This is a genomic window from Streptomyces aureus (assembly GCF_000725495.1).
GTDB classification, from domain to species: domain Bacteria; phylum Actinomycetota; class Actinomycetes; order Streptomycetales; family Streptomycetaceae; genus Streptomyces; species Streptomyces aureus_B.
The window spans coordinates 37,607-54,888 of sequence record NZ_JNZD01000008.1; the positions used below are offsets into that span (position 1 = coordinate 37,607).

16 protein-coding genes and 1 pseudogene are annotated in these 17,282 nt (G+C 72.0%); 7 read left to right on the forward strand and 10 right to left on the reverse strand.

Going from position 1 to position 17,282, the window contains the following annotated elements; all coding sequences use genetic code 11:
• Window positions 1–59: 59 nt before the first annotated feature.
• The 4 genes and pseudogenes from IO36_RS15895 to IO36_RS15905 all read right to left on the reverse strand — a co-directional run bounded on the left by IO36_RS15895 (window position 60) and on the right by IO36_RS15905 (window position 2,081).
• Window positions 60–464 carry an Imm50 family immunity protein gene (locus IO36_RS15895; protein WP_037620559.1) on the reverse strand — a complete coding sequence of 135 codons (405 nt, stop codon included), beginning with the start codon at window positions 462–464 and terminating at the stop codon, window positions 60–62.
• Window positions 454–579, reverse strand: coding sequence for a hypothetical protein (locus tag IO36_RS48940; protein ID WP_280923729.1), 126 nt, complete (start codon window positions 577–579; stop codon window positions 454–456). The genes IO36_RS15895 and IO36_RS48940 overlap by 11 nt, the downstream gene beginning before the upstream one ends.
• A gap of 66 nt (window positions 580–645) precedes the next feature.
• Window positions 646–951 (reverse strand): annotated as a pseudogene (locus tag IO36_RS48180) (Imm50 family immunity protein); the annotation flags it as partial.
• A gap of 11 nt (window positions 952–962) precedes the next feature.
• Window positions 963–2,081, reverse strand: coding sequence for a hypothetical protein (locus tag IO36_RS15905; protein ID WP_037620564.1), 1,119 nt, complete (start codon window positions 2,079–2,081; stop codon window positions 963–965).
• Between the two features lie 509 nt (window positions 2,082–2,590).
• On the opposite strand from IO36_RS15905, the gene IO36_RS15910 reads away from it, so the two are divergent.
• On the forward strand, window positions 2,591–3,745 hold the full coding sequence (locus IO36_RS15910; protein ID WP_037620566.1) for a cystathionine gamma-synthase: 1,155 nt from the start codon (window positions 2,591–2,593) through the stop codon (window positions 3,743–3,745).
• A gap of 157 nt (window positions 3,746–3,902) precedes the next feature.
• Here the strand turns inward: IO36_RS15910 and IO36_RS48185 are convergent, their stop codons facing one another.
• The 3 genes from IO36_RS48185 to IO36_RS15925 form a co-directional block, all read right to left on the reverse strand.
• Window positions 3,903–4,154 carry a hypothetical protein gene (locus tag IO36_RS48185; RefSeq protein WP_037620568.1) on the reverse strand — a complete coding sequence of 84 codons (252 nt, stop codon included), beginning with the start codon at window positions 4,152–4,154 and terminating at the stop codon, window positions 3,903–3,905.
• Window positions 4,151–4,648 (reverse strand): sigma factor-like helix-turn-helix DNA-binding protein, encoded by a 498-nt coding sequence (locus IO36_RS48190; protein WP_037620569.1) that lies wholly within the window; start codon window positions 4,646–4,648, stop codon window positions 4,151–4,153. Before IO36_RS48190 ends, IO36_RS48185 begins: the two co-directional genes overlap by 4 nt.
• Before the next feature lie 236 nt (window positions 4,649–4,884).
• The gene (locus tag IO36_RS15925) at window positions 4,885–5,391 is read right to left on the reverse strand and encodes a MarR family winged helix-turn-helix transcriptional regulator (protein ID WP_209441217.1); all 507 of its coding nucleotides are present in this window, start codon (window positions 5,389–5,391) and stop codon (window positions 4,885–4,887) included.
• Window positions 5,392–5,556: 165 nt separating this feature from the next.
• Here IO36_RS15925 and ilvA point away from each other — a divergent pair, with 165 nt between their 5' ends.
• From ilvA to IO36_RS15940, 3 genes are all read left to right on the forward strand, one after another.
• On the forward strand, window positions 5,557–6,786 hold the full coding sequence (gene ilvA, locus IO36_RS15930; protein ID WP_037620737.1) for a threonine ammonia-lyase: 1,230 nt from the start codon (window positions 5,557–5,559) through the stop codon (window positions 6,784–6,786).
• Between the two features lie 261 nt (window positions 6,787–7,047).
• On the forward strand, window positions 7,048–8,052 hold the full coding sequence (locus tag IO36_RS15935; RefSeq protein ID WP_037620571.1) for a daunorubicin resistance protein DrrA family ABC transporter ATP-binding protein: 1,005 nt from the start codon (window positions 7,048–7,050) through the stop codon (window positions 8,050–8,052).
• A complete protein-coding gene (locus IO36_RS15940; protein ID WP_037620573.1) occupies window positions 8,049–8,906 on the forward strand; it encodes an ABC transporter permease in 858 nt (285 codons plus the stop codon). Before IO36_RS15935 ends, IO36_RS15940 begins: the two co-directional genes overlap by 4 nt.
• Before the next feature lie 114 nt (window positions 8,907–9,020).
• On the opposite strand, the gene greA is transcribed toward IO36_RS15940, so the two are convergent.
• Window positions 9,021–9,518 (reverse strand): transcription elongation factor GreA, encoded by a 498-nt coding sequence (gene greA / locus IO36_RS15945; protein WP_037620575.1) that lies wholly within the window; start codon window positions 9,516–9,518, stop codon window positions 9,021–9,023.
• A 210-nt stretch (window positions 9,519–9,728) separates the two neighbouring features.
• A complete protein-coding gene (locus IO36_RS15950; protein ID WP_037620577.1) occupies window positions 9,729–10,130 on the reverse strand; it encodes a DUF4307 domain-containing protein in 402 nt (133 codons plus the stop codon).
• 173 nt (window positions 10,131–10,303) lie between these two features.
• Between IO36_RS15950 and mca the strand changes: the two genes are divergently transcribed.
• Together mca and IO36_RS15960 are read left to right on the forward strand one after the other, a co-directional pair.
• Window positions 10,304–11,164, forward strand: a complete 861-nt coding sequence (mca, locus tag IO36_RS15955; protein ID WP_037620578.1) for a mycothiol conjugate amidase Mca — start codon at window positions 10,304–10,306, stop codon at window positions 11,162–11,164.
• Entirely contained in the window at window positions 11,157–11,414 is a 258-nt protein-coding gene (locus tag IO36_RS15960) for a hypothetical protein (protein ID WP_209441211.1), read from the forward strand. The genes mca and IO36_RS15960 overlap by 8 nt, the downstream gene beginning before the upstream one ends.
• Before the next feature lie 265 nt (window positions 11,415–11,679).
• On the opposite strand, the gene IO36_RS15965 is transcribed toward IO36_RS15960, so the two are convergent.
• The gene (locus tag IO36_RS15965) at window positions 11,680–14,874 is read right to left on the reverse strand and encodes a tetratricopeptide repeat protein (protein ID WP_037620582.1); all 3,195 of its coding nucleotides are present in this window, start codon (window positions 14,872–14,874) and stop codon (window positions 11,680–11,682) included.
• A gap of 203 nt (window positions 14,875–15,077) precedes the next feature.
• Here IO36_RS15965 and IO36_RS15970 point away from each other — a divergent pair, with 203 nt between their 5' ends.
• On the forward strand, window positions 15,078–17,114 hold the full coding sequence (locus tag IO36_RS15970; protein ID WP_037620584.1) for a thioredoxin domain-containing protein: 2,037 nt from the start codon (window positions 15,078–15,080) through the stop codon (window positions 17,112–17,114).
• The last annotated feature ends 168 nt before the right edge of the window (window positions 17,115–17,282 follow it).

Sequence of the window (17,282 nt, forward strand, 5' to 3'; positions counted from 1 at the left end):
TGAGGGCTCTGCTGGGCGTTCACGAAGCCGGACGTTCACGACGCCGAACGCGCGAAGCCTCAGACGCTGTCCGAGGCGAGGTATGCGCGGGCCCTGGCCAGTCGAGCCGTGGAGGCGCGGAACGCGATTCCCGACTCGGTCGGTCCGAGGGCGATCTCGAAGGCTCCCTCGCGGGTGGTCATACCGATGTCTTTGGCGGCAGCGGAGTCCCAGCCGGTCACCCGGAGCCCTTCCACTCCTTCGAAGACGAGGTGGAACTCGAAGGCGTTGAACCCCTTCTCGTGCCATTCCACGGGGGCGTTCACCGGCAGGATCCGCGTGTCGAACCCGAGGGTCACCGACGTTCCGCGTTCGTCGATGTGCACGTAGAAGGGATCGCATGAGCCGGCCGGCGGTGGGGTGCCGTCGTACAGGGCCCCCAGGTATCCGGGGGATGCGAGGAGGCGCGTCCAGTCAGCGCTCATAGAACGTCCTGTCCTCGGTGCAGGGCAGAGAGCTGTGCCGTCGGGCGTCGAGCCTGCTCATGAACAGATGGGCGCCGTCGTCGGATCCGTTCTCCGTGATCCTGAAGGCGCTCACGTGGGCGACGCGTACGGAATCGCTGCAGGTGAAGGCCAGTGACAGTCCTTCGCCCCCAGCGGTTACCCGGATATGTCGTTCTGTCCGCCACGGAAGGGCCTCGATGCTGCCGAACGCCGGTGGACTCCAATCAGAGAGGGAGATTCCCTCCACCGCCGTGAACCGGAGTTGGCACTGCACGGTGTCCAGGCCCGCGTCGGTCCATTCCTGAGGAGCCCTTGCGGGAAAGGACGGCAGGTCTACCCGTAGCGTCACCGCGGGACCCCGCCCATTCAGATTGACCGATCGGATCCGAACACCGATCAGTTCCGGGACGCGGCCGTAGAGGGACCGCAGCGGCCCCGGCTCGACGAGGAATCTCTCAACGGACACAGTGGCGGGCGTCAGTGCGACAGGGTCGCCGGGCTTCCGCCGTTCGCCTCGTAGCCCGCGACCGCGAGGGCGCGGTATATCGCGTAGTCGGAGGCCGGGTCGGCGCTCAGGGTCCAGGGCAGGGCGCCGACGTGGCCGTCCACGTGGACGAGCTGGTTCATCGCCTCGGACCAGCGCTCGCCGCGGACCAGGAAGCAGACCAGCAGATGGCGGACGTGGGCGAGCATCGGGTCGTCGGGGCGGGCCGCGTGGACCGCGTACAGCGCGCCGTGGACCGCCTTGGTGACGACCTCGCTCTGGTAGAAGCTGCGGACCAGGTTCACCTCGGGAAGGTGCTCGAAGACCGCGAAGAGCGGCATCGCCGCGAGGAGGGACCCCTGCGGCGCGCGGGCCGCCGCGGCCTCCGCGAACGCCTGCGCCGTCTCCCGCGAGCCGTGCCACTTCTCGCACCAGTAGTGCAGCGCCGCGAGGTGCGCGCCCATGTGGGACGGCGCGCGGTCCAGGATCTTCAGCCAGAGCTTCTCGAACTCCGGCTGGTCGTAACCGAGTCCGCGGGCCACCGACAGCTCGATGATGTACGGGATCGGGTCGCCCGGGGACAGCAGCGCCGCGTCACCGCACGCGGACCGCGCCTCCTCCATGATGATCCGGAAGTCGTCCGTCCCCGGAGTCGACGTCCGCCAGGCCTGCTGCACCAGGAACTCGGCGTGCACCGCGGCGCCGCCCGCGTCCTTGGGGGCCTCGGCCCGCCACACGCGCAGCCACTGGCCGCCCGGCGTCTCGCTGACCCCGCCGGGGCGCTGCTGGAGCTCGAGCGACGCGGCGCCCGCGAAGGCCTGCACCCGCTGCCAGCGGGTCTCGCCCTCGGTCTCGGTGCCGGCCAGCAGCTGCGAGGCCGCGCGGTAGTCCTGGGTCCGCTGCACCACGTCCAGGACGTTCAGCAGGTCGTCGTCCGGGCCCGGCATGCGGATGTCCAGCTCCTCCTGGCGCAGGAAGCCGTAGTCCGCCGGGTCCGCGGCGTCCGGGTCCTCCGGCGTGACGAGCTGTATACCGGTGCTCCTGCGCCGGAACACCGGAAGCAGGACCATGCTGAACATGGCCAGCGCCATCAGGACCCAGAGAATCACCATGGGTCAAGCGAACCAGACGGGTCCGACAATTGGCCAACCCGGTCCCGAACGGAACTGTACGGACCCGCGCGAAACCCGCGCGGACTCGTACGAACCCGTGCGGTCCGCTTCGGCGAAGCCCCACTCCAGGTCCCACCCAGGTCCCACCTGGGCCCGCCCGGTCCCGCCCGGTTCCGCCCGGCGCACCGAGGCCCCGCCCCCGGTGTCCCGCCCGGTCCCACCCAGGTCCCACCCAGGTCCCACCTGGTCCCGCCCGGTCCCGCCCGGTCCCGCCCGGCGCACCGAGGCCCCGCCCCCGGGGTCCCGCCCGGTCCCACCCAGGTCCCACCTGGTCCCGCCCGGCGCACCGAGGCCCGCTCCGGCCTCCCGCGCGGACCGGCCGCCCCGGCCTCCCGAGGGGACCGTCCCGCTGCGGTCCGGTTCCTTCCGGTCACGCTCTGCGCGAAGCGCCCCCCGCCGCCCCCGCGTACGCCGTCATCCGCTCCCGGGGAGCACTACGCTCGGGACTCATGAGCGACAGGCACATCAGTCAGCATTTCGAGACGATCGCGATCCACGCGGGCAACACCGCCGACCCCCTCACCGGAGCGGTCGTCCCGCCGATCTACCAGGTCTCGACCTACAAGCAGGACGGCGTCGGCGGTCTGCGCGGCGGCTACGAGTACAGCCGCAGCGCCAATCCCACCAGGACCGCCCTGGAAGAGAACCTCGCGGCCCTCGAGGGCGGTCGCCGCGGCCTCGCGTTCGCGTCGGGACTGGCGGCCGAGGACTGCCTGTTGCGTACGCTGCTCAGCCCCGGTGACCACGTGGTGATCCCCAACGACGCGTACGGCGGCACCTTCCGGCTCTTCGCCAAGGTCGTCTCCCGCTGGGGCGTGGAGTGGTCGGTGGCCGACACCAGCGACCCCGAGTCGGTACGGGCCGCGCTGACCCCGAAGACCAAGGTCGTCTGGGTCGAGACGCCCTCCAACCCCCTCCTCGGCATCACGGACATCGCCGTGGTCGCGCAGATCGCGCGGGAGGCGGGCGCCCGGCTCGTCGTCGACAACACCTTCGCGACCCCCTACCTCCAGCAGCCGCTGGCGCTCGGCGCGGACGTCGTCGTGCACTCCCTGACCAAGTACATGGGCGGCCACTCGGACGTCGTGGGCGGTGCCCTGATCACCGGCGACCAGGAGCTCGGCGAGGAGCTGGCGTACCACCAGAACGCGATGGGCGCGGTCGCCGGGCCCTTCGACTCCTGGCTGGTGCTGCGCGGCACGAAGACGCTCTCCGTGCGCATGGACCGGCACAGCGAGAACGCGGGCCGGATCGCCGAGATGCTCACGCGGCACGCGCGCGTGACCCGCGTCCTGTACCCGGGCCTCCCGGAGCACCCCGGTCACGAGATCGCCGCCAAGCAGATGCGGGCGTTCGGCGGCATGGTCTCCTTCCAGGTCGAGGGCGGCGAGGAGGCGGCCGTCGAGGTCTGCAACCGCGCCAAGGTGTTCACGCTCGGTGAGTCGCTGGGCGGCGTGGAGTCCCTGATCGAGCACCCGGGACGGATGACGCACGCCTCGGTCGCCGGTTCGGCGCTGGAGGTCCCCGCCGACCTGGTCCGCATCTCCGTGGGCATCGAGAACATCGACGACCTCCTCGAGGACCTGCAGCAGGCCCTGGGCTAGCCAGGAGAGCAGTCAGGAGCGCGGCCGGAGGAACGGCCGGTAGTACGGAGAGCCGCCCCGTCCATGGGCCGGGCCCACGGGCCCACGGGCCTACGGACCGGGCGGCGGTCTCCGTCCCCACGGGCACTGCGCGACCGCGGTCACACGCCGCGGCCGTTCACCAGCCCGTCAGCGGGGGAGTCGTCTCCGACGGCGGCTCCACCCACGGCCGGGCCGTCGCCGCCCAGACGGTGAACACCACGACCGCGCCGAGCAGGACCAGCCACAGCAGCCGCCGCACCGCCTTCCCGCGCCGCAGCATGCCCTTCCCGCGGCGGACGACCTCGGCGTACAGGTCGGGCGGGACCACGGGTGCCGGCTCCTGCTCCAGGAGGCGCCGTACGGCCGCCTCGCGCTCGTGCAGGTTCATGACGGCGCCACCTCCAACGGGGCCGGAGCGGGCCCCCGCGGCGGATGCAGCAGGGTCGCCATCGCGCGGGCGCAGATCGAGCGCACCCGTTCCGCGGGCAGCCCGAGCAGCGCCGCCGTCTGCTCCTCGGCGACCCCCTCGTACAGCCGCAGCACGAGGATCAGCCGTTCCTGGGGCGTGAGCCGGGCCAGGACGTGGTCCGGGGAGGTGCGCCGGCGCCCGAAGCTGCCGTACTGGTGCCAGGCGGAACGCTGGAAGCGCGCGGCCAGTTCCCGGCGCGCGCAGTCGTACGGATCCTCGCCGTGCAGCCGGTCCCAGGAGGCGTACGTACGGGCGAGGGTCAGGGTCAGCAGCCGCCGCGCGCGCGGGCTGGCGTCCCGGGGCTCCGCGGTGAGCAGCGTGGCGGTGTGCAGCAGCCGTCCCGCCGCGCCCGCCACGAACGCCTCGAACTCCCGGGCCCGGCGGACGCCTTGGGAGGCACGCCGTTCTCGCACCTTGCCTCCCGCCTGAGGGCGACCTGAGAACGGGCCCGCGGTCGCGTGCGACCCGTCGCACCCCGTACGACGAGGACCCGGTCTCATATGAGGCCAGAGGGCGCCTTCCGGTCAAGAGTCCGGAGCACATGCACGCGCACGTGAGGCCCACGCGGCCACGGAACGCGGGATGCGAACCGCCCGGAACGCCGGTCGCCGTCCGGCACCGCCACCCCGCGCCGGGCCGGGGCGCCGGATCAGGACGCCGGGTCGGACTCCGGTGCCGGCATGCCCCCCGTGGCCTGGCGGGCCGAGAGCGCGCCGTTGAAGCGCGTGAGGAGCGCGCAGAACACCTCGCGCTCCTCCGGTGCCCAATCGTGTGTCAGCTCGGCCATCAACTGACGCCGGGACGTGCGCACTTCGTCGAGCCGGGACTGGCCGCGCGGGGACAGCTGGAGCACCACGGCGCGTCCGTCCTCGGGGTGCGAGGTGCGCTTGACGAGTCCGGTGTCGACCAGCGGGGCGACCTGCCGGGTGACCGTCGAGGAGTCGATGCCCATGCTCGCCGCGAGCGCCTTGACGCCCATCGGGCCTTCCTTGTCCAGGCGGTTGAGCAGCAGGTAGGCGGCCCGGTCCATGGAGTTGCGCACCTGCCCCACCCCGCCGAGCCGGGTCTGTTCCGCGCGGCGCGCGAAGACCGCGACCTCGTGCTGAAGGGCTTCGAGAAGACCGGTGTCACCGACGGTCGTCATGTCCATCGACATCTCTGGTGTAGTGGGCATGGCCGGGGGCTCAATTCATGCGTGGGGAGCTGGGTTGGGGGACAGGGTACGCGGCCCGGGCGCGGGCCGTACCGGCGCTGCGCAAACCGAGTCTCGGAGGGTGGTCACCACCGGGGCGCGCCCGCCTGAACTGCGAGACTGGTGGTCATGAGCTACAGCACGGCTGACTCCTTTCCCAGTGTGACCCTGGACGACGTGCGCGGCGCGCAGAAGATGCTCTCGGGGGTCGCGCGGGTGACCGCGATGGAGGGCAGCAGGTATCTGTCCCGGCTGGTGGGCGCGCCGGTGCAGTTCAAGTGCGAGAACCTCCAGCGGACGGGTTCGTTCAAGCTGCGCGGCGCGTACGTGAGGATCGCGGGCCTGCTTCCGGAGGAGCGTGCCGCGGGTGTCGTCGCGGCGAGCGCGGGCAACCACGCGCAGGGCGTCGCGCTCGCGTCCTCGCTGCTCGGTGTGCGGTCCACCGTGTTCATGCCGAACGGCGCCCCGCTGCCGAAGGTCGCGGCCACCCGCGAGTACGGCGCCGAGGTGAGGCTGCACGGGCAGGTGGTCGACGAGACGCTGGCCGCCGCGCAGGAGTACGCGCGGCGCACGGGTGCCGTGTTCATCCACCCCTTCGACCACCCCGACATCATCGCGGGCCAGGGCACGGTGGGCCTGGAGATCCTGGAGCAGTGCCCCGAGGCGCGCACGATCGTCCTGGGGATCGGCGGCGGCGGGCTCGCGGCGGGCGTGGCCCTCGCGGTGAAGTCGCTGCGCCCGGACATCCGGATCATCGGGGTGCAGGCGGAGGGCGCGGCGGCGTACCCGCCCTCGCTCGCCGCCGGACGGCCGCTGTCGATCGACAACCCCGCCACGATGGCCGACGGCATCAGGGTCGGCCGTCCCGGCGACGTACCGTTCCGGCTGGTCGAGGAACTGGTCGACGAGGTCCGTACGGTCTCCGAGAACGACCTGTCCAGCGCGCTGCTGCTGTGCCTGGAGCGCGCCAAGCTGGTCGTCGAGCCGGCCGGCGCGAGCTCCGTCGCGGCGCTGCTGAGCGACCCGGGATCCTTCGAGGGCCCGGTGGTGGCGCTGCTGTCGGGCGGGAACGTGGACCCGCTCCTGATGCAGCGCATCCTGCGGCACGGCATGGCGGCGGGCGGCCGCTACCTGGCGGTCACGCTGCGGCTGACCGACCGGCCCGGCGCCCTGGCCACCCTGCTCGGGGTGCTGTCGGTGGCGGACGCCAACGTCCTCGACGTGAGCCATGTGCGCACCGACCCGCGGCTCGGGCTCACCGAGGTGGAGGTCGAACTGCACCTGGAGACGAAGGGCCACGAGCACTGCGCCGAGGTGAACCAGGCGCTGCGCGAGGCGGGGTACACGGTCATCGACTGAACCGCCGGGTCGTGGACCGAGCCGGTGGGCCATCGACCGAGTCGGCGGCCGCCCGGCCGGACCCGGCCGTGCCACTCCGGGAAAATCCGTTGAGTGACGCGATACATCGCGTTACGGTGGGGGCTCCGGACCGGTGTCGACGGGCCCCGCCGATGACTTTTCCGTCGTGTGCCAGTCCCCAGTACACGCACATCCGCAAGCATGCGCACATCCGCAGGCATGCGTACAACCGAAAAATCCCCAACGACGTGGAGAACACTCATGCCAGGCGCCATCTACGCCGAAGGCTTGGTGAAGACCTTCGGTGACGTAAGGGCTCTGGACGGCGTCGACCTCGATGTCCCGGAGGGCACCGTGCTCGGCCTGCTCGGGCCGAACGGCGCGGGCAAGACCACCGCGGTCCGCTGTCTGACGACCCTGTTGCGCCCCGACAGCGGCAAGGCCGTCGTCGCGGGCGTCGACGTGCTCAAGGACCCCGACGCGGTACGGCGCAGGGTCGGCCTCTCCGGGCAGTTCGCGGCGGTCGACGAATACCTGACCGGCCGCGAGAACCTCCAGATGGTCGGACAGCTGTACCAGATGAGGGCGAAGGCCGCGAAGGTCCGCGCCGACGAGCTGCTGGAGCAGTTCAACCTCACCGACGCCGCCGACCGCACCGCGAAGACGTACTCGGGCGGTATGCGACGCCGGCTCGACCTGGCCGCGGCCCTGGTCGTGTCGCCCCCGGTGATGTTCATGGACGAGCCGACCACCGGCCTCGACCCGCGCAACCGCCAGCAGCTGTGGGACGTGATCAAACAGCTCGTCTCCGGCGGTACGACGCTGCTGCTGACCACGCAGTATCTGGAGGAGGCCGACCACCTCGCGCACGACATCTGCGTGGTCGACCACGGCCGGGTCATCGCCCGCGGCACCGCCGACGAGCTCAAGGCGCAGACCGGCGGCGAGCGCGTCGAGGTCGTCGTGCACGAGCGCGAGCACATCGCGACCGCCTCCGAGGTGCTGCACGGCTTCGGCAAGGGCGAGACGACGGTCGAGGAGCACACCCGCAAGCTCACCGTGCCCGTCACCGGCGGCGCGAAGCTCCTCGCGGAGGTGATCCGCGAGCTGGACGCCCGCGGCATCGAGATCGACGACATCGGTCTGCGCCGTCCCACCCTCGACGACGTCTTCCTCTCGCTCACCGGCCATGTGGCCGAGGAGAAGCCCGAGGAGAACGGCGCGGCGGTGCAGCCGGGCAAGGGCAAGAAGGAGGCCGTGAAGTGAGCGCCGTCAGTGACGCCGTGCAGGTCACGGCACCCTCGAACCCGGTGTACCAGTCCATCCGGGACTCGTTGGTCATCGCCAAGCGGAACCTGATCAGAATGTCCCGGATCCCCGAGATGGTGATCTTCGGACTGATCCAGCCGATCATGTTCGTGGTGCTGTTCACCTACGTGTTCGGCGGATCCATGAAGATCGGCGGCAGTACCAGCCCCAGCGCCTACACCAACTTCCTGATGGCCGGCATCTTCGCCCAGACGGTCACGTTCGCCACCGCGGGCGCCGGCGCGGGCATCGCCGACGACATGCACAAGGGCCTCATCGACCGCTTCCGGTCGCTGCCCATGGCGCGGGGCGCGGTGCTCACCGGCCGCACCCTGGCCGACCTCGTGCAGACCGCGCTGACCCTGCTGGTCCTCGCGGCGGTCGCCCTGATGGTCGGCTGGCGGGTCGGCTCGGACGGCAGCACCAACGCGCTGCGTGTCATCGGCGCGTTCGGGCTGCTGCTCCTGCTCGGGTACGCGTTCACCTGGATCGGCGCGCTCATCGGTCTGTCCGTGCGGACGCCCGAGGCGGCCACCTCCGGCGGGCTGATCTGGCTCTTCCCGGTCACGTTCATCTCGAACGCGTTCGTGGACACCAGCAACATGACCCCCTGGCTGCGGCACGTCGCGGACTGGAACCCGTTCAGCGCCACTGTCCAGGCGTGCCGGGTGCTGTTCGCCAACCCGGGGGTGTCGACGTCCGACGCCTGGCCCATGCAGCACCCCGTGTGGGCCTCGGTGATCTACTCGGTCCTGATCGTGGTGATCTTCCGGACGCTCGCCGTCCGCAAGTACCGCTCGGCGACGGCGTGAGACGGGCGCGCCGGTCACCGCGACCGGCGCGCTCCACCCGGTCGACGCGATCCACGCGGACATGACGATGCCCCCGGCCAGAGGCCGGGGGCATCGTCGTCGCAGGTGCCGGGCTCAGCCCCGGTGCGGTTCGGCCTTGAGGATCTTCACCGAGGCGAGCTTGCCGTTCGGCAGCTCGTACTGGGCGTCCTCGCCGACCTTCTTGCCGTTCACTCCGGAGCCGAGCGGCGACTGCGGAGAGTACGTCTCGAGGTCCGAGCTCGCGTATTCGCGGGAGCCGAGCAGGAAGACCAGGGTGTCGTCCTCGTCGCCGTCGAAGGCGATGGTCACGACCATGCCCGGCGCGACCACGCCGTCCGCCGCCGGAGCCTCGCCGACCTTGGCGTTCTCCAGGAGCTGGGTCAGCTGGCGCACACGGAGCTCCTGCTTGCCCTGCTCTTCCTTGGCCGCGTGGTACCCGCCGTTCTCGCGCAGGTCGCCCTCCTCGCGCGCGGCCGCGATCTTGGCGGCGATCTCCGTGCGCGCAGGACCAGACAGGTACTCCAGCTCGGCCCTGAGCTGGTTGTACGCCTCCTGGGTCAGCCAGGTGACGTTCTCGCTGGTCTGGGTCACAGGTGCTCCTCGTAGGTACTGGGAATACAAAGCATCGCCCTACCCAGAAGCATGTTCTCTCACGGGTGGGCGAAACCACGAGCCTAACAATTCAGCGGCTCGGAGGGGAGGACATAAGTCACCAGAATTTCATCGGTGCAGGTCAGCCACGGGCCGTACGGAGTGATTCCGGCCGTGACGACGGCGCCGGGCCAGGTGCGGCGGTGCCGCTCAGCCCGCGTGACAGCCGAGGAGTTCCGCCGTGGTGCCCCGGGCCGTCGTACGCAGGGTGACCACCTTGTCGAGCCGGGACGAGTGCTGGTCGAAGCGGAAGTCCGCGCGGCCCACCTCGTTGCCGTCCGCGCCCTGCGAGCGCAGCGTGCAGTAACCCTTCGTACCCGCGTCCTTGTGCACCTCCAGGTGCACCTCGACCGCGCTGTCCGAGACGGCCTCGAAGGTGATCACCTGGGCGCTGATCTCGGCGCCGGCGATGTAGTCGTAGCCGAACCAGCCGACCACGCCGATCAGGGCGACCCCGAGGACACCGCCGACGACTCTGAGCTTGCGGTCGGCGCGCTCGTCCGCGGAGCGGCCGTACCGGCCCTCGGGCAGCTGTGCGCGCGCCGTACTCATGATCGTCCTCTCGGCCGGGGTGCACGGGGAAGGACCCCGGAATTATTCGCCCCCCGATTCCGTCACTATAGAAGCCGCCCAGAACGCGGAATGACGCCGGGCGCCGACAGCCGACCCACTCAGGCGACAGCCGACCGACCGAGGATTGAGTCTTGACTGACCAGCTGCGACTGATGGCCGTGCACGCCCACCCCGACGACGAGTCGAGCAAGGGTGCGGCCACCATGGCGAAGTACGTGTCCGAGGGGGTGGACGTGCTGGTCGTGACCTGCACGGGCGGGGAGCGCGGCTCCATCCTCAACCCGAAGCTTCAGGGCGACACGTACATCGAGGAGAACATCCACGAGGTACGCAAGAAGGAGATGGACGAGGCCCGCGAGATCCTCGGCGTCAAGCAGGAGTGGCTCGGCTTCGTCGACTCGGGCCTGCCCGAGGGCGACCCGCTGCCCCCGCTGCCCGAGGGCTGCTTCGCCCTGGAGGACATCGACAAGGCGGCCGGTGAGCTGGTCAAGCAGATCCGTTCGTTCCGCCCGCAGGTGATCACCACCTACGACGAGAACGGCGGCTACCCGCACCCCGACCACATCATGACCCACAAGATCACGATGGTGGCCTTCGAGGGTGCGACGGACACCGAGAAGTACCCGGAGTCCGAGTTCGGGCCGGCGTTCGCGCCGCAGAAGCTGTACTACAACCAGGGCTTCAACCGCCCGCGCACCGAGGCGCTGCACAACGCGCTCCTGGACCGCGGCATGGAGTCGCCCTACGGGGACTGGCTCAAGCGCTGGAGCGAGTTCGAGCGCGTCGAGCGCACCCTGACCACGCACGTTCCGTGCGCGGACTTCTTCGAGATCCGTGACAAGGCGCTGATCGCGCACGCCACGCAGATCGACCCGGACGGCGGCTGGTTCAAGGTCCCCATGGACATCCAGCGGGAGGTCTGGCCGACGGAGGAGTACGAGCTCGCGAAGTCGCTCGTGGACACATCCCTCCCCGAGGACGACCTCTTTGCGGGCATCCGCGACAATGCCTGACATGAGCGCAAGCCTGGCACTGACGCACCTCGTCCCCCTCGCCAAGGAGGTCGACGAGAACAAGGTCACCCCCGGCGTCCTCGGCTTCATCGTCTTCGCGGTGATGGCCCTGGCCGTCTGGGGTCTGATGAAGTCCATGAACCGCCACATGGGCAAGGTCGACTTCGAGCAGGACCCCGAGGGCGAGCCGGCGTCCGCCGGCGGCTCCGGCTCCGGCTCCGGCGGGAAGACCGCCCCCGCGAAGGGCTGAGCGGACACCCGCGGGACCCCGGCCACGCGGAACGGCCGGGGCCCGGCCATGACCGGACCCCGATGTGAACCCGGTGTGAGGCCTTCCCGGCCCACGCCGGCCTTCGGCGTACGCCGACGAGACCGGCGAGACGCCCCGCCGCCCGGCCCGGTCCCGCCCGGAGGGTCCGTCGCCCGGCCCGGTCACGCCCGGACGGGCCGTCGTCCGGCGCGGTCACGCCCGGACGGGTGTCGTCCGGCGCGGTCACGCCTGGGGCCCCGTCCTCTCACGGAGCCACCGCCACGCCCATCACGTCCCGTGCGTGGCGGCCCGGGACCATGCCCAGGCGCCAGGCCTGCCAGCCGGCGTCCAGGTCCACGCCCCGCTCCAGCAGCAGCTGGTACGCCTCGATGAAGTCGGTCAGTCCCCCGTCGCGGGTGGCGTGGCCGGCCCGGGAGAGCTGCGCCAGCTCCTCGACGGCCACCGCGGCGCCCACCTCGTGGCCGCCCGGGGCCGCGTAGGGGAGCAGGGTGCAGCGCAGGAAGCGGGCCCAGTCCTCCCCGCGGCGGTCGCCGTACGAGGCGAACAGGCCGACGGCCTCGTCGCACAGGGACAGCGCCTGCTGGGTGCGTGCGTTCCCGGCGTCGACGACCGCGAGCTCCAGACAGGTCCACGCCTCGCCGTGGGCCACCCCGATGCGCTGGAAGTCCGCACGGGCGTCGACGAGCAGCTGGCGGGCGAAGCCGGAGTTGCGCAGCGAACCGGTCTGCGCGGCCCGCTGGTCGCGGGTGACCCGGGCCGAGTGGTGACGGGCGCAGGCCAGGCCGTAGACGTCCCGCATGCGGGAGAACATCGTCCGGGAGCGCTCCAGCTCCCGCACCGCCTGGTCCAGGTTCCCGGTCTCCTCCAGCGACTGGCCCAGGTAGTAGACGGTCCAGGCCTCGCCGCGCGCGTCCTCGTTCTCGCGGTGCCGGGAGGCCGCCTGGCGCAGCCCGTCGACCGCGGCGGACGGGTCGCCCCCGACGAGCCGGGCGCGGGCCAGCTGGGTGAGCGCCCACGCCTCGCCGCGGGCGTCGCGCGTACGGCCGTACAGGTCGAGGGCCTCGCGCAGCTCCCGCTCGGCGCGCGGTACGTCGCCCATCCGCAGGCCCAGCTGGCCGAGCTGGAAGTGGGCCCAGGCCTCGCCGTGCACCGAACCGCTCTCGCGGTGCAGGACCAGGGACTCGGTGAGCAGGGCGAGGGCCTGGCCGAGCCGGGACCGGTCGCGCTCCACCGCCGCGAGCGCGTGCATCGTCCAGGCGCGGTCGGCCGCGAGCTCGGGCGAGGCCTGGAGGTCCATGGCCTCCTGGAGCTTGGCCGCCGCCTCGACGAGCAGGCCCTGGTGGTGCAGCGTGATGCCGAGGGAGCACAGCGCCCGTGCGGCCCCCGCGTCGTGGTGGGCCTCGAAGTACAGGTCCACCACCGCGGCCAGGGTCGTGCGCGCCTTGTCCAGTTCGCCGAGCTGGCGGGCCGCGATACCGGTGCGCCACTGCACCGAGCGGACCAGCAGCCCCTGGTCGACGGCCTGGGTCAGTTCGCTGATCTCGCCCAGGCGGTACAGGTCGCCGCGCAGCAGGCAGTAGTCGCACAGGGCGCCCAGGAGGTGGAGCACCGCCGCCTGGTCCACCCCCTCCGCGTGCCGCAGGGCCGCGGTGATGAAGCTCGACTCGTCGTCCAGCCAGCGCAGCGCGGCGTCCAGTGAGGTGAAGCCGTGCGGCCCGAACTGGTCGGCCCGGGTCGACGTCTTGCCGTCGACCAGACGGATCACCGAGTCGGCCAGCTCGGCGTAGTTCACGATCAGCCGCTCCTGCGCCGCCGTGCGTTCGGCGGGCTCCTCCTCGTCGAGGAGACGGGCCGCGGCGAAGGACCGCACGAGATCGTGCAGGCGGTAGCGGCTGCCGCGGACGTGGTCGATCAGGCCCGCCCGGGACAGGGCGGTCAGATGGCGGACGGCCTCGGGTTCGTCCGTCGCGAGCAGGGACGCCGCGGCCCCCGCGCCCAGCGAGGCCCGGCCCGCCAGGGCAAGCCGCCGCAGCAGCCGGCGCGCCGCGTCCGACTGGTCGGTGTAGCGCAGCCACAGCACCCGCTCGACGGGTTCCACGGGCCCGTAGGCCGCCAGGTCGCCGGCGAGCGCCCGGGGCGTGCGGGGGCCGAGCGAGGAACCGGCGACCCGCAGGGCCAGCGGCAGTCCGCCGCACAACTCCCTTATCCGTTCGGAGGACTCGGCGTCGTACGGGCCGGACGTGTCCTGGGCGGCGGCGGTCAGCAGTTCCTCGGAGCCCGCCGCGTCCAGCGCCTCGACCGGCAGGTGGTGCACCCAGGCGGCGAGCCCGGCGGGCAGGCGGAGGGGTTCGCGCGCGGTGACCAGGACCAGGCTCTCGGAGCGCTCGGGGACCAGGGTGGCCACCTGCTCGGCGTCGCGCGCGTCGTCCAGCACGATCGTCACGGGCAGGCCCGTCAGATGCTGGTGGTACAGCTCGCCCAGTCTTTTGACCTGCTGGTCCTGCGAGGCGCGCTCGCGGAACAGGAGCTGTTCGCGCGGAGCGCCCAGCCGGTTCAGCAGATGCAGCAGCGCGTCGCGGGTGGTGAGCGGCGGGTCGTCCGGGCTGCCGCCGCGCAGGTCGACCACACAGGCGCCGCGGAACTGGTCCTTGAGGGCGTGCGCCGCCCGGACCGCGAGGGTGCTGCGGCCGGAGCCGGGCGCGCCGTGCAGCACCACGACCGTCGGTTTCGTCTCGGTGCTCGCCCGGGCCGCGTGCACCCACTGCGCGATCCGTGCCAGCTCGCTCCTGCGCCCGGTGAAGGGTCCTTCCTGTTCCGGGAGTTGGCCGAAGGACTGCTCCAGCACACTGCGCCGGCGGGCCGCGGCGCTCTTGTCGGTGCGGCGCAGCTGGGGGGCGCCCTTCTTGGCGCCGGTGGTGGCGCTGAGCACCCGCTGCTGGTCGAGGAACGGGCGGACACCGCGCACCTCCAGGGCCGTCAGCCACTGCAGACGCAGCTGTTCGGGACCGCCGGGCTGCCCGAGGGCTCCGGCCCGGCGGCTCGCGGCGGGCACGTGCGCGGCCGTCACCTTCAGGACGGTGGCGGTCGCGCCGGCCACCGCCACGGTCGCCCCGGTGCCCACGGCCGTGCCGGCGCCGGTGCCGAGGGCGAGGTCGGCGGCGACGGCCGCGAGCGCCCCGACGGCGGCCACCAGCAGGGGAGTTCCGGATCCCTCGCGCGCGAACCGCTGTCCGAAGGTCTGCCGTCCGGCTTCGGAGGCGTCCAGCGCCCGGGTGTAGGCGGTGTACTCCTCGGCGGCCGTCTCCGCCATCGCGTCGAGCGAGGTCCGCGCCCGCGTCAGGAGGGCGCCTCCGTCCGCGCGCCCTCCCGAGCGGCGCACCTCCTCCTCGACGGCCCGGACCAGTAGCCGCTCGGCCTCCGCCCGATGGCCGTCCCGCATGTCACGTCCCCCTTTGGCAGCAACTCCCTTGCCTACGAGTGTCCTTCGGCCGGGGCGTGAGCGCGAGGGGGCGTCGATCATTCACAGCGGTCGAGGGGGGGGCGAACTCCGGCGGAGCCGCTTCGGAGGGCAGAGGACCGAAGAGGCGCGCCCGGTGAAGCTGCGCTTCCACGCCGTCCCGGACGCCGTGGGAGAGTGGCAGGGTGAACCGACTGGCCCATGAGACGTCCCCGTATCTGCTCCAGCACGCCGACAACCCCGTCGACTGGTGGCCCTGGTCGGCCGAGGCCTTCGACGAGGCCCGCAGAAGCGGCCGGCCCGTCCTGCTGAGCGTCGGGTACAGCAGCTGCCACTGGTGCCATGTCATGGCGCACGAGTCCTTCGAGGACGAGACGACGGCCGCGTATCTGAACGAGCACTTCGTCAGCGTCAAGGTCGACCGCGAGGAGCGGCCCGACGTCGACGCCGTCTACATGGAGGCCGTGCAGGCCGCGACCGGCCAGGGCGGCTGGCCGATGACCGTGTTCCTCACCCCGGACGCCGAACCCTTCTACTTCGGCACCTACTTCCCGCCCGAGCCCCGGCACGGCATGGCCTCCTTCCGGCAGGTGCTGGAGGGCGTGGCGAGCGCCTGGAGCGAGCGGCGGGACGAGGTCGCCGAGGTCGCCGCGAAGATCACGCGGGATCTCGCCCAGCGGGAACTGTCGCTCGGCGAGGGCCGGGTGCCGGGCGAGGAGGAGATGGCCGGCGCGCTGCTCGGACTCACCCGGGACTACGACGCCGTGCGCGGCGGATTCGGCGGCGCGCCCAAGTTCCCGCCGTCCATGGTGATCGAGTTCCTGCTGCGCCATCACGCCCGGACCGGTTCCGAGGGCGCGCTGCAGATGGCCTCGGACACCTGCGAACGGATGGCGCGCGGCGGGCTCTACGACCAGCTGGGCGGCGGCTTCGCCCGCTACTCGGTCGACCGTGAGTGGGTCGTGCCGCACTTCGAGAAGATGCTCTACGACAACGCGCTGCTGTGCCGGGCCTACGCCCATCTGTGGCGTTCCACCGGGTCGGAGCTCGCCCGGCGGGTGGCGCTGGAGACCGCGGACTTCATGGTCCGCGAACTGCGCACCGGCGAGGGCGGGTTCGCCTCCGCGCTCGACGCCGACAGCGACGACGGCACCGGCCGCCACACCGAGGGCGCGTACTACGTCTGGACGCCGGCTCAGCTGCGCGAGGTGCTCGGGGAAGCGGACGCCGAGGTCGCCGCGCAGTACTTCGGGGTGACCGAGGAGGGCACCTTCGAGGAGGGCGCCTCCGTGCTCCAGCTCCCGCAGCAGGAGGGGGTCTTCGACGCCGGCAGGATCGCCTCCGTGCGGGAGCGGCTCCTCGCGGCGCGGGCCGGGCGGCCCGCCCCCGGGCGCGACGACAAGGTGGTCGCCGCCTGGAACGGACTCGCGGTGGCCGCGCTCGCCGAGACGGGCGCCTACTTCGACCGCCCCGACCTGGTGGAGGCCGCGATCGGCGCCGCCGACCTGCTCGTACGGCTGCACATGGACGACCGGGCCCGGCTGGTCCGTACGAGCAGGGACGGCCGGGCCGGCGCCCACGCGGGCGTCCTCGAGGACTACGCGGACGTCGCCGAGGGCTTCCTCGCGCTGACGTCCGTGACCGGGGAAGGGGTCTGGCTGGAGTTCGCCGGATTCCTGCTCGACCACGTCCTCGCCCAGTTCACCGACCCGGAGTCCGGCGCGCTGTACGACACGGCGGCCGACGCGGAGCGGCTGATCCGCCGCCCGCAGGACCCCACCGACAACGCCACGCCCTCGGGGTGGAGCGCGGCGGCCGGGGCACTGCTGTCGTACAGCGCGCAGACCGGCGCGGAGCCCCACCGCACCGCCGCCGAACGGGCGCTCGGCGTGGTGAAGGCGCTCGGCCCCCGGGTGCCCCGCTTCGTCGGCTGGGGGCTCGCGGTGGCCGAGGCGCTGCTCGACGGACCCCGGGAGGTCGCGGTGGTGGGCGAGGGAACCGATCCGGCCACGACCGCCCTCGCGCGGACGGCACTTCTGGGCACCGCGCCCGGCGCCGTGGTGGCGGTGGGGGCGCCGGGAAGCGACGAACTGCCGCTCCTGGCCGACCGTCCGCTCGTGGACGGGAAACCCGCCGCTTACGTCTGCCGTAACTTCGTCTGCGACGCCCCGACGACCGACCCCGACCGGCTTCGCACGGCTGTGAACGGCCGAAAAGCGTAGCCATCAAGCGGGCCAAACATCCCAAGATTACGGGTTGTTCAGCAATCTGACAGAGTGTGATGAAACACGCTCTTCATCGGATCAACCTGTGCGCTTCACAGATTCCCCATAGTCTCGGCCCGTGACGCGACGTCAGCTGACTGGCGTCGCGTGGGGGGCATTCGGGGG

Bases quoted from the DNA above. Each gene is read 5' to 3' on its own strand.
- ilvA (WP_037620737.1), top strand. From the start codon at position 5,557: ATGAGCTACAGCACGGCTGACTCCTTTCCCAGTGTGACCCTGGACGAC.
- IO36_RS48185 (WP_037620568.1), bottom strand. From the start codon at position 4,154: ATGAACCTGCACGAGCGCGAGGCGGCCGTACGGCGCCTCCTGGAGCAG.
- IO36_RS15950 (WP_037620577.1), bottom strand. From the start codon at position 10,130: ATGAGTACGGCGCGCGCACAGCTGCCCGAGGGCCGGTACGGCCGCTCC.
- IO36_RS15910 (WP_037620566.1), top strand. From the start codon at position 2,591: ATGAGCGACAGGCACATCAGTCAGCATTTCGAGACGATCGCGATCCAC.
- mca (WP_037620578.1), top strand. From the start codon at position 10,304: ATGGCCGTGCACGCCCACCCCGACGACGAGTCGAGCAAGGGTGCGGCC.
- IO36_RS15960 (WP_209441211.1), top strand. From the start codon at position 11,157: ATGCCTGACATGAGCGCAAGCCTGGCACTGACGCACCTCGTCCCCCTC.
- IO36_RS15925 (WP_209441217.1), bottom strand. From the start codon at position 5,391: ATGTCGATGGACATGACGACCGTCGGTGACACCGGTCTTCTCGAAGCC.
- IO36_RS15895 (WP_037620559.1), bottom strand. From the start codon at position 464: ATGAGCGCTGACTGGACGCGCCTCCTCGCATCCCCCGGATACCTGGGG.
- IO36_RS15965 (WP_037620582.1), bottom strand. From the start codon at position 14,874: ATGCGGGACGGCCATCGGGCGGAGGCCGAGCGGCTACTGGTCCGGGCC.
- IO36_RS15905 (WP_037620564.1), bottom strand. From the start codon at position 2,081: ATGGTGATTCTCTGGGTCCTGATGGCGCTGGCCATGTTCAGCATGGTC.
- IO36_RS15935 (WP_037620571.1), top strand. From the start codon at position 7,048: ATGCCAGGCGCCATCTACGCCGAAGGCTTGGTGAAGACCTTCGGTGAC.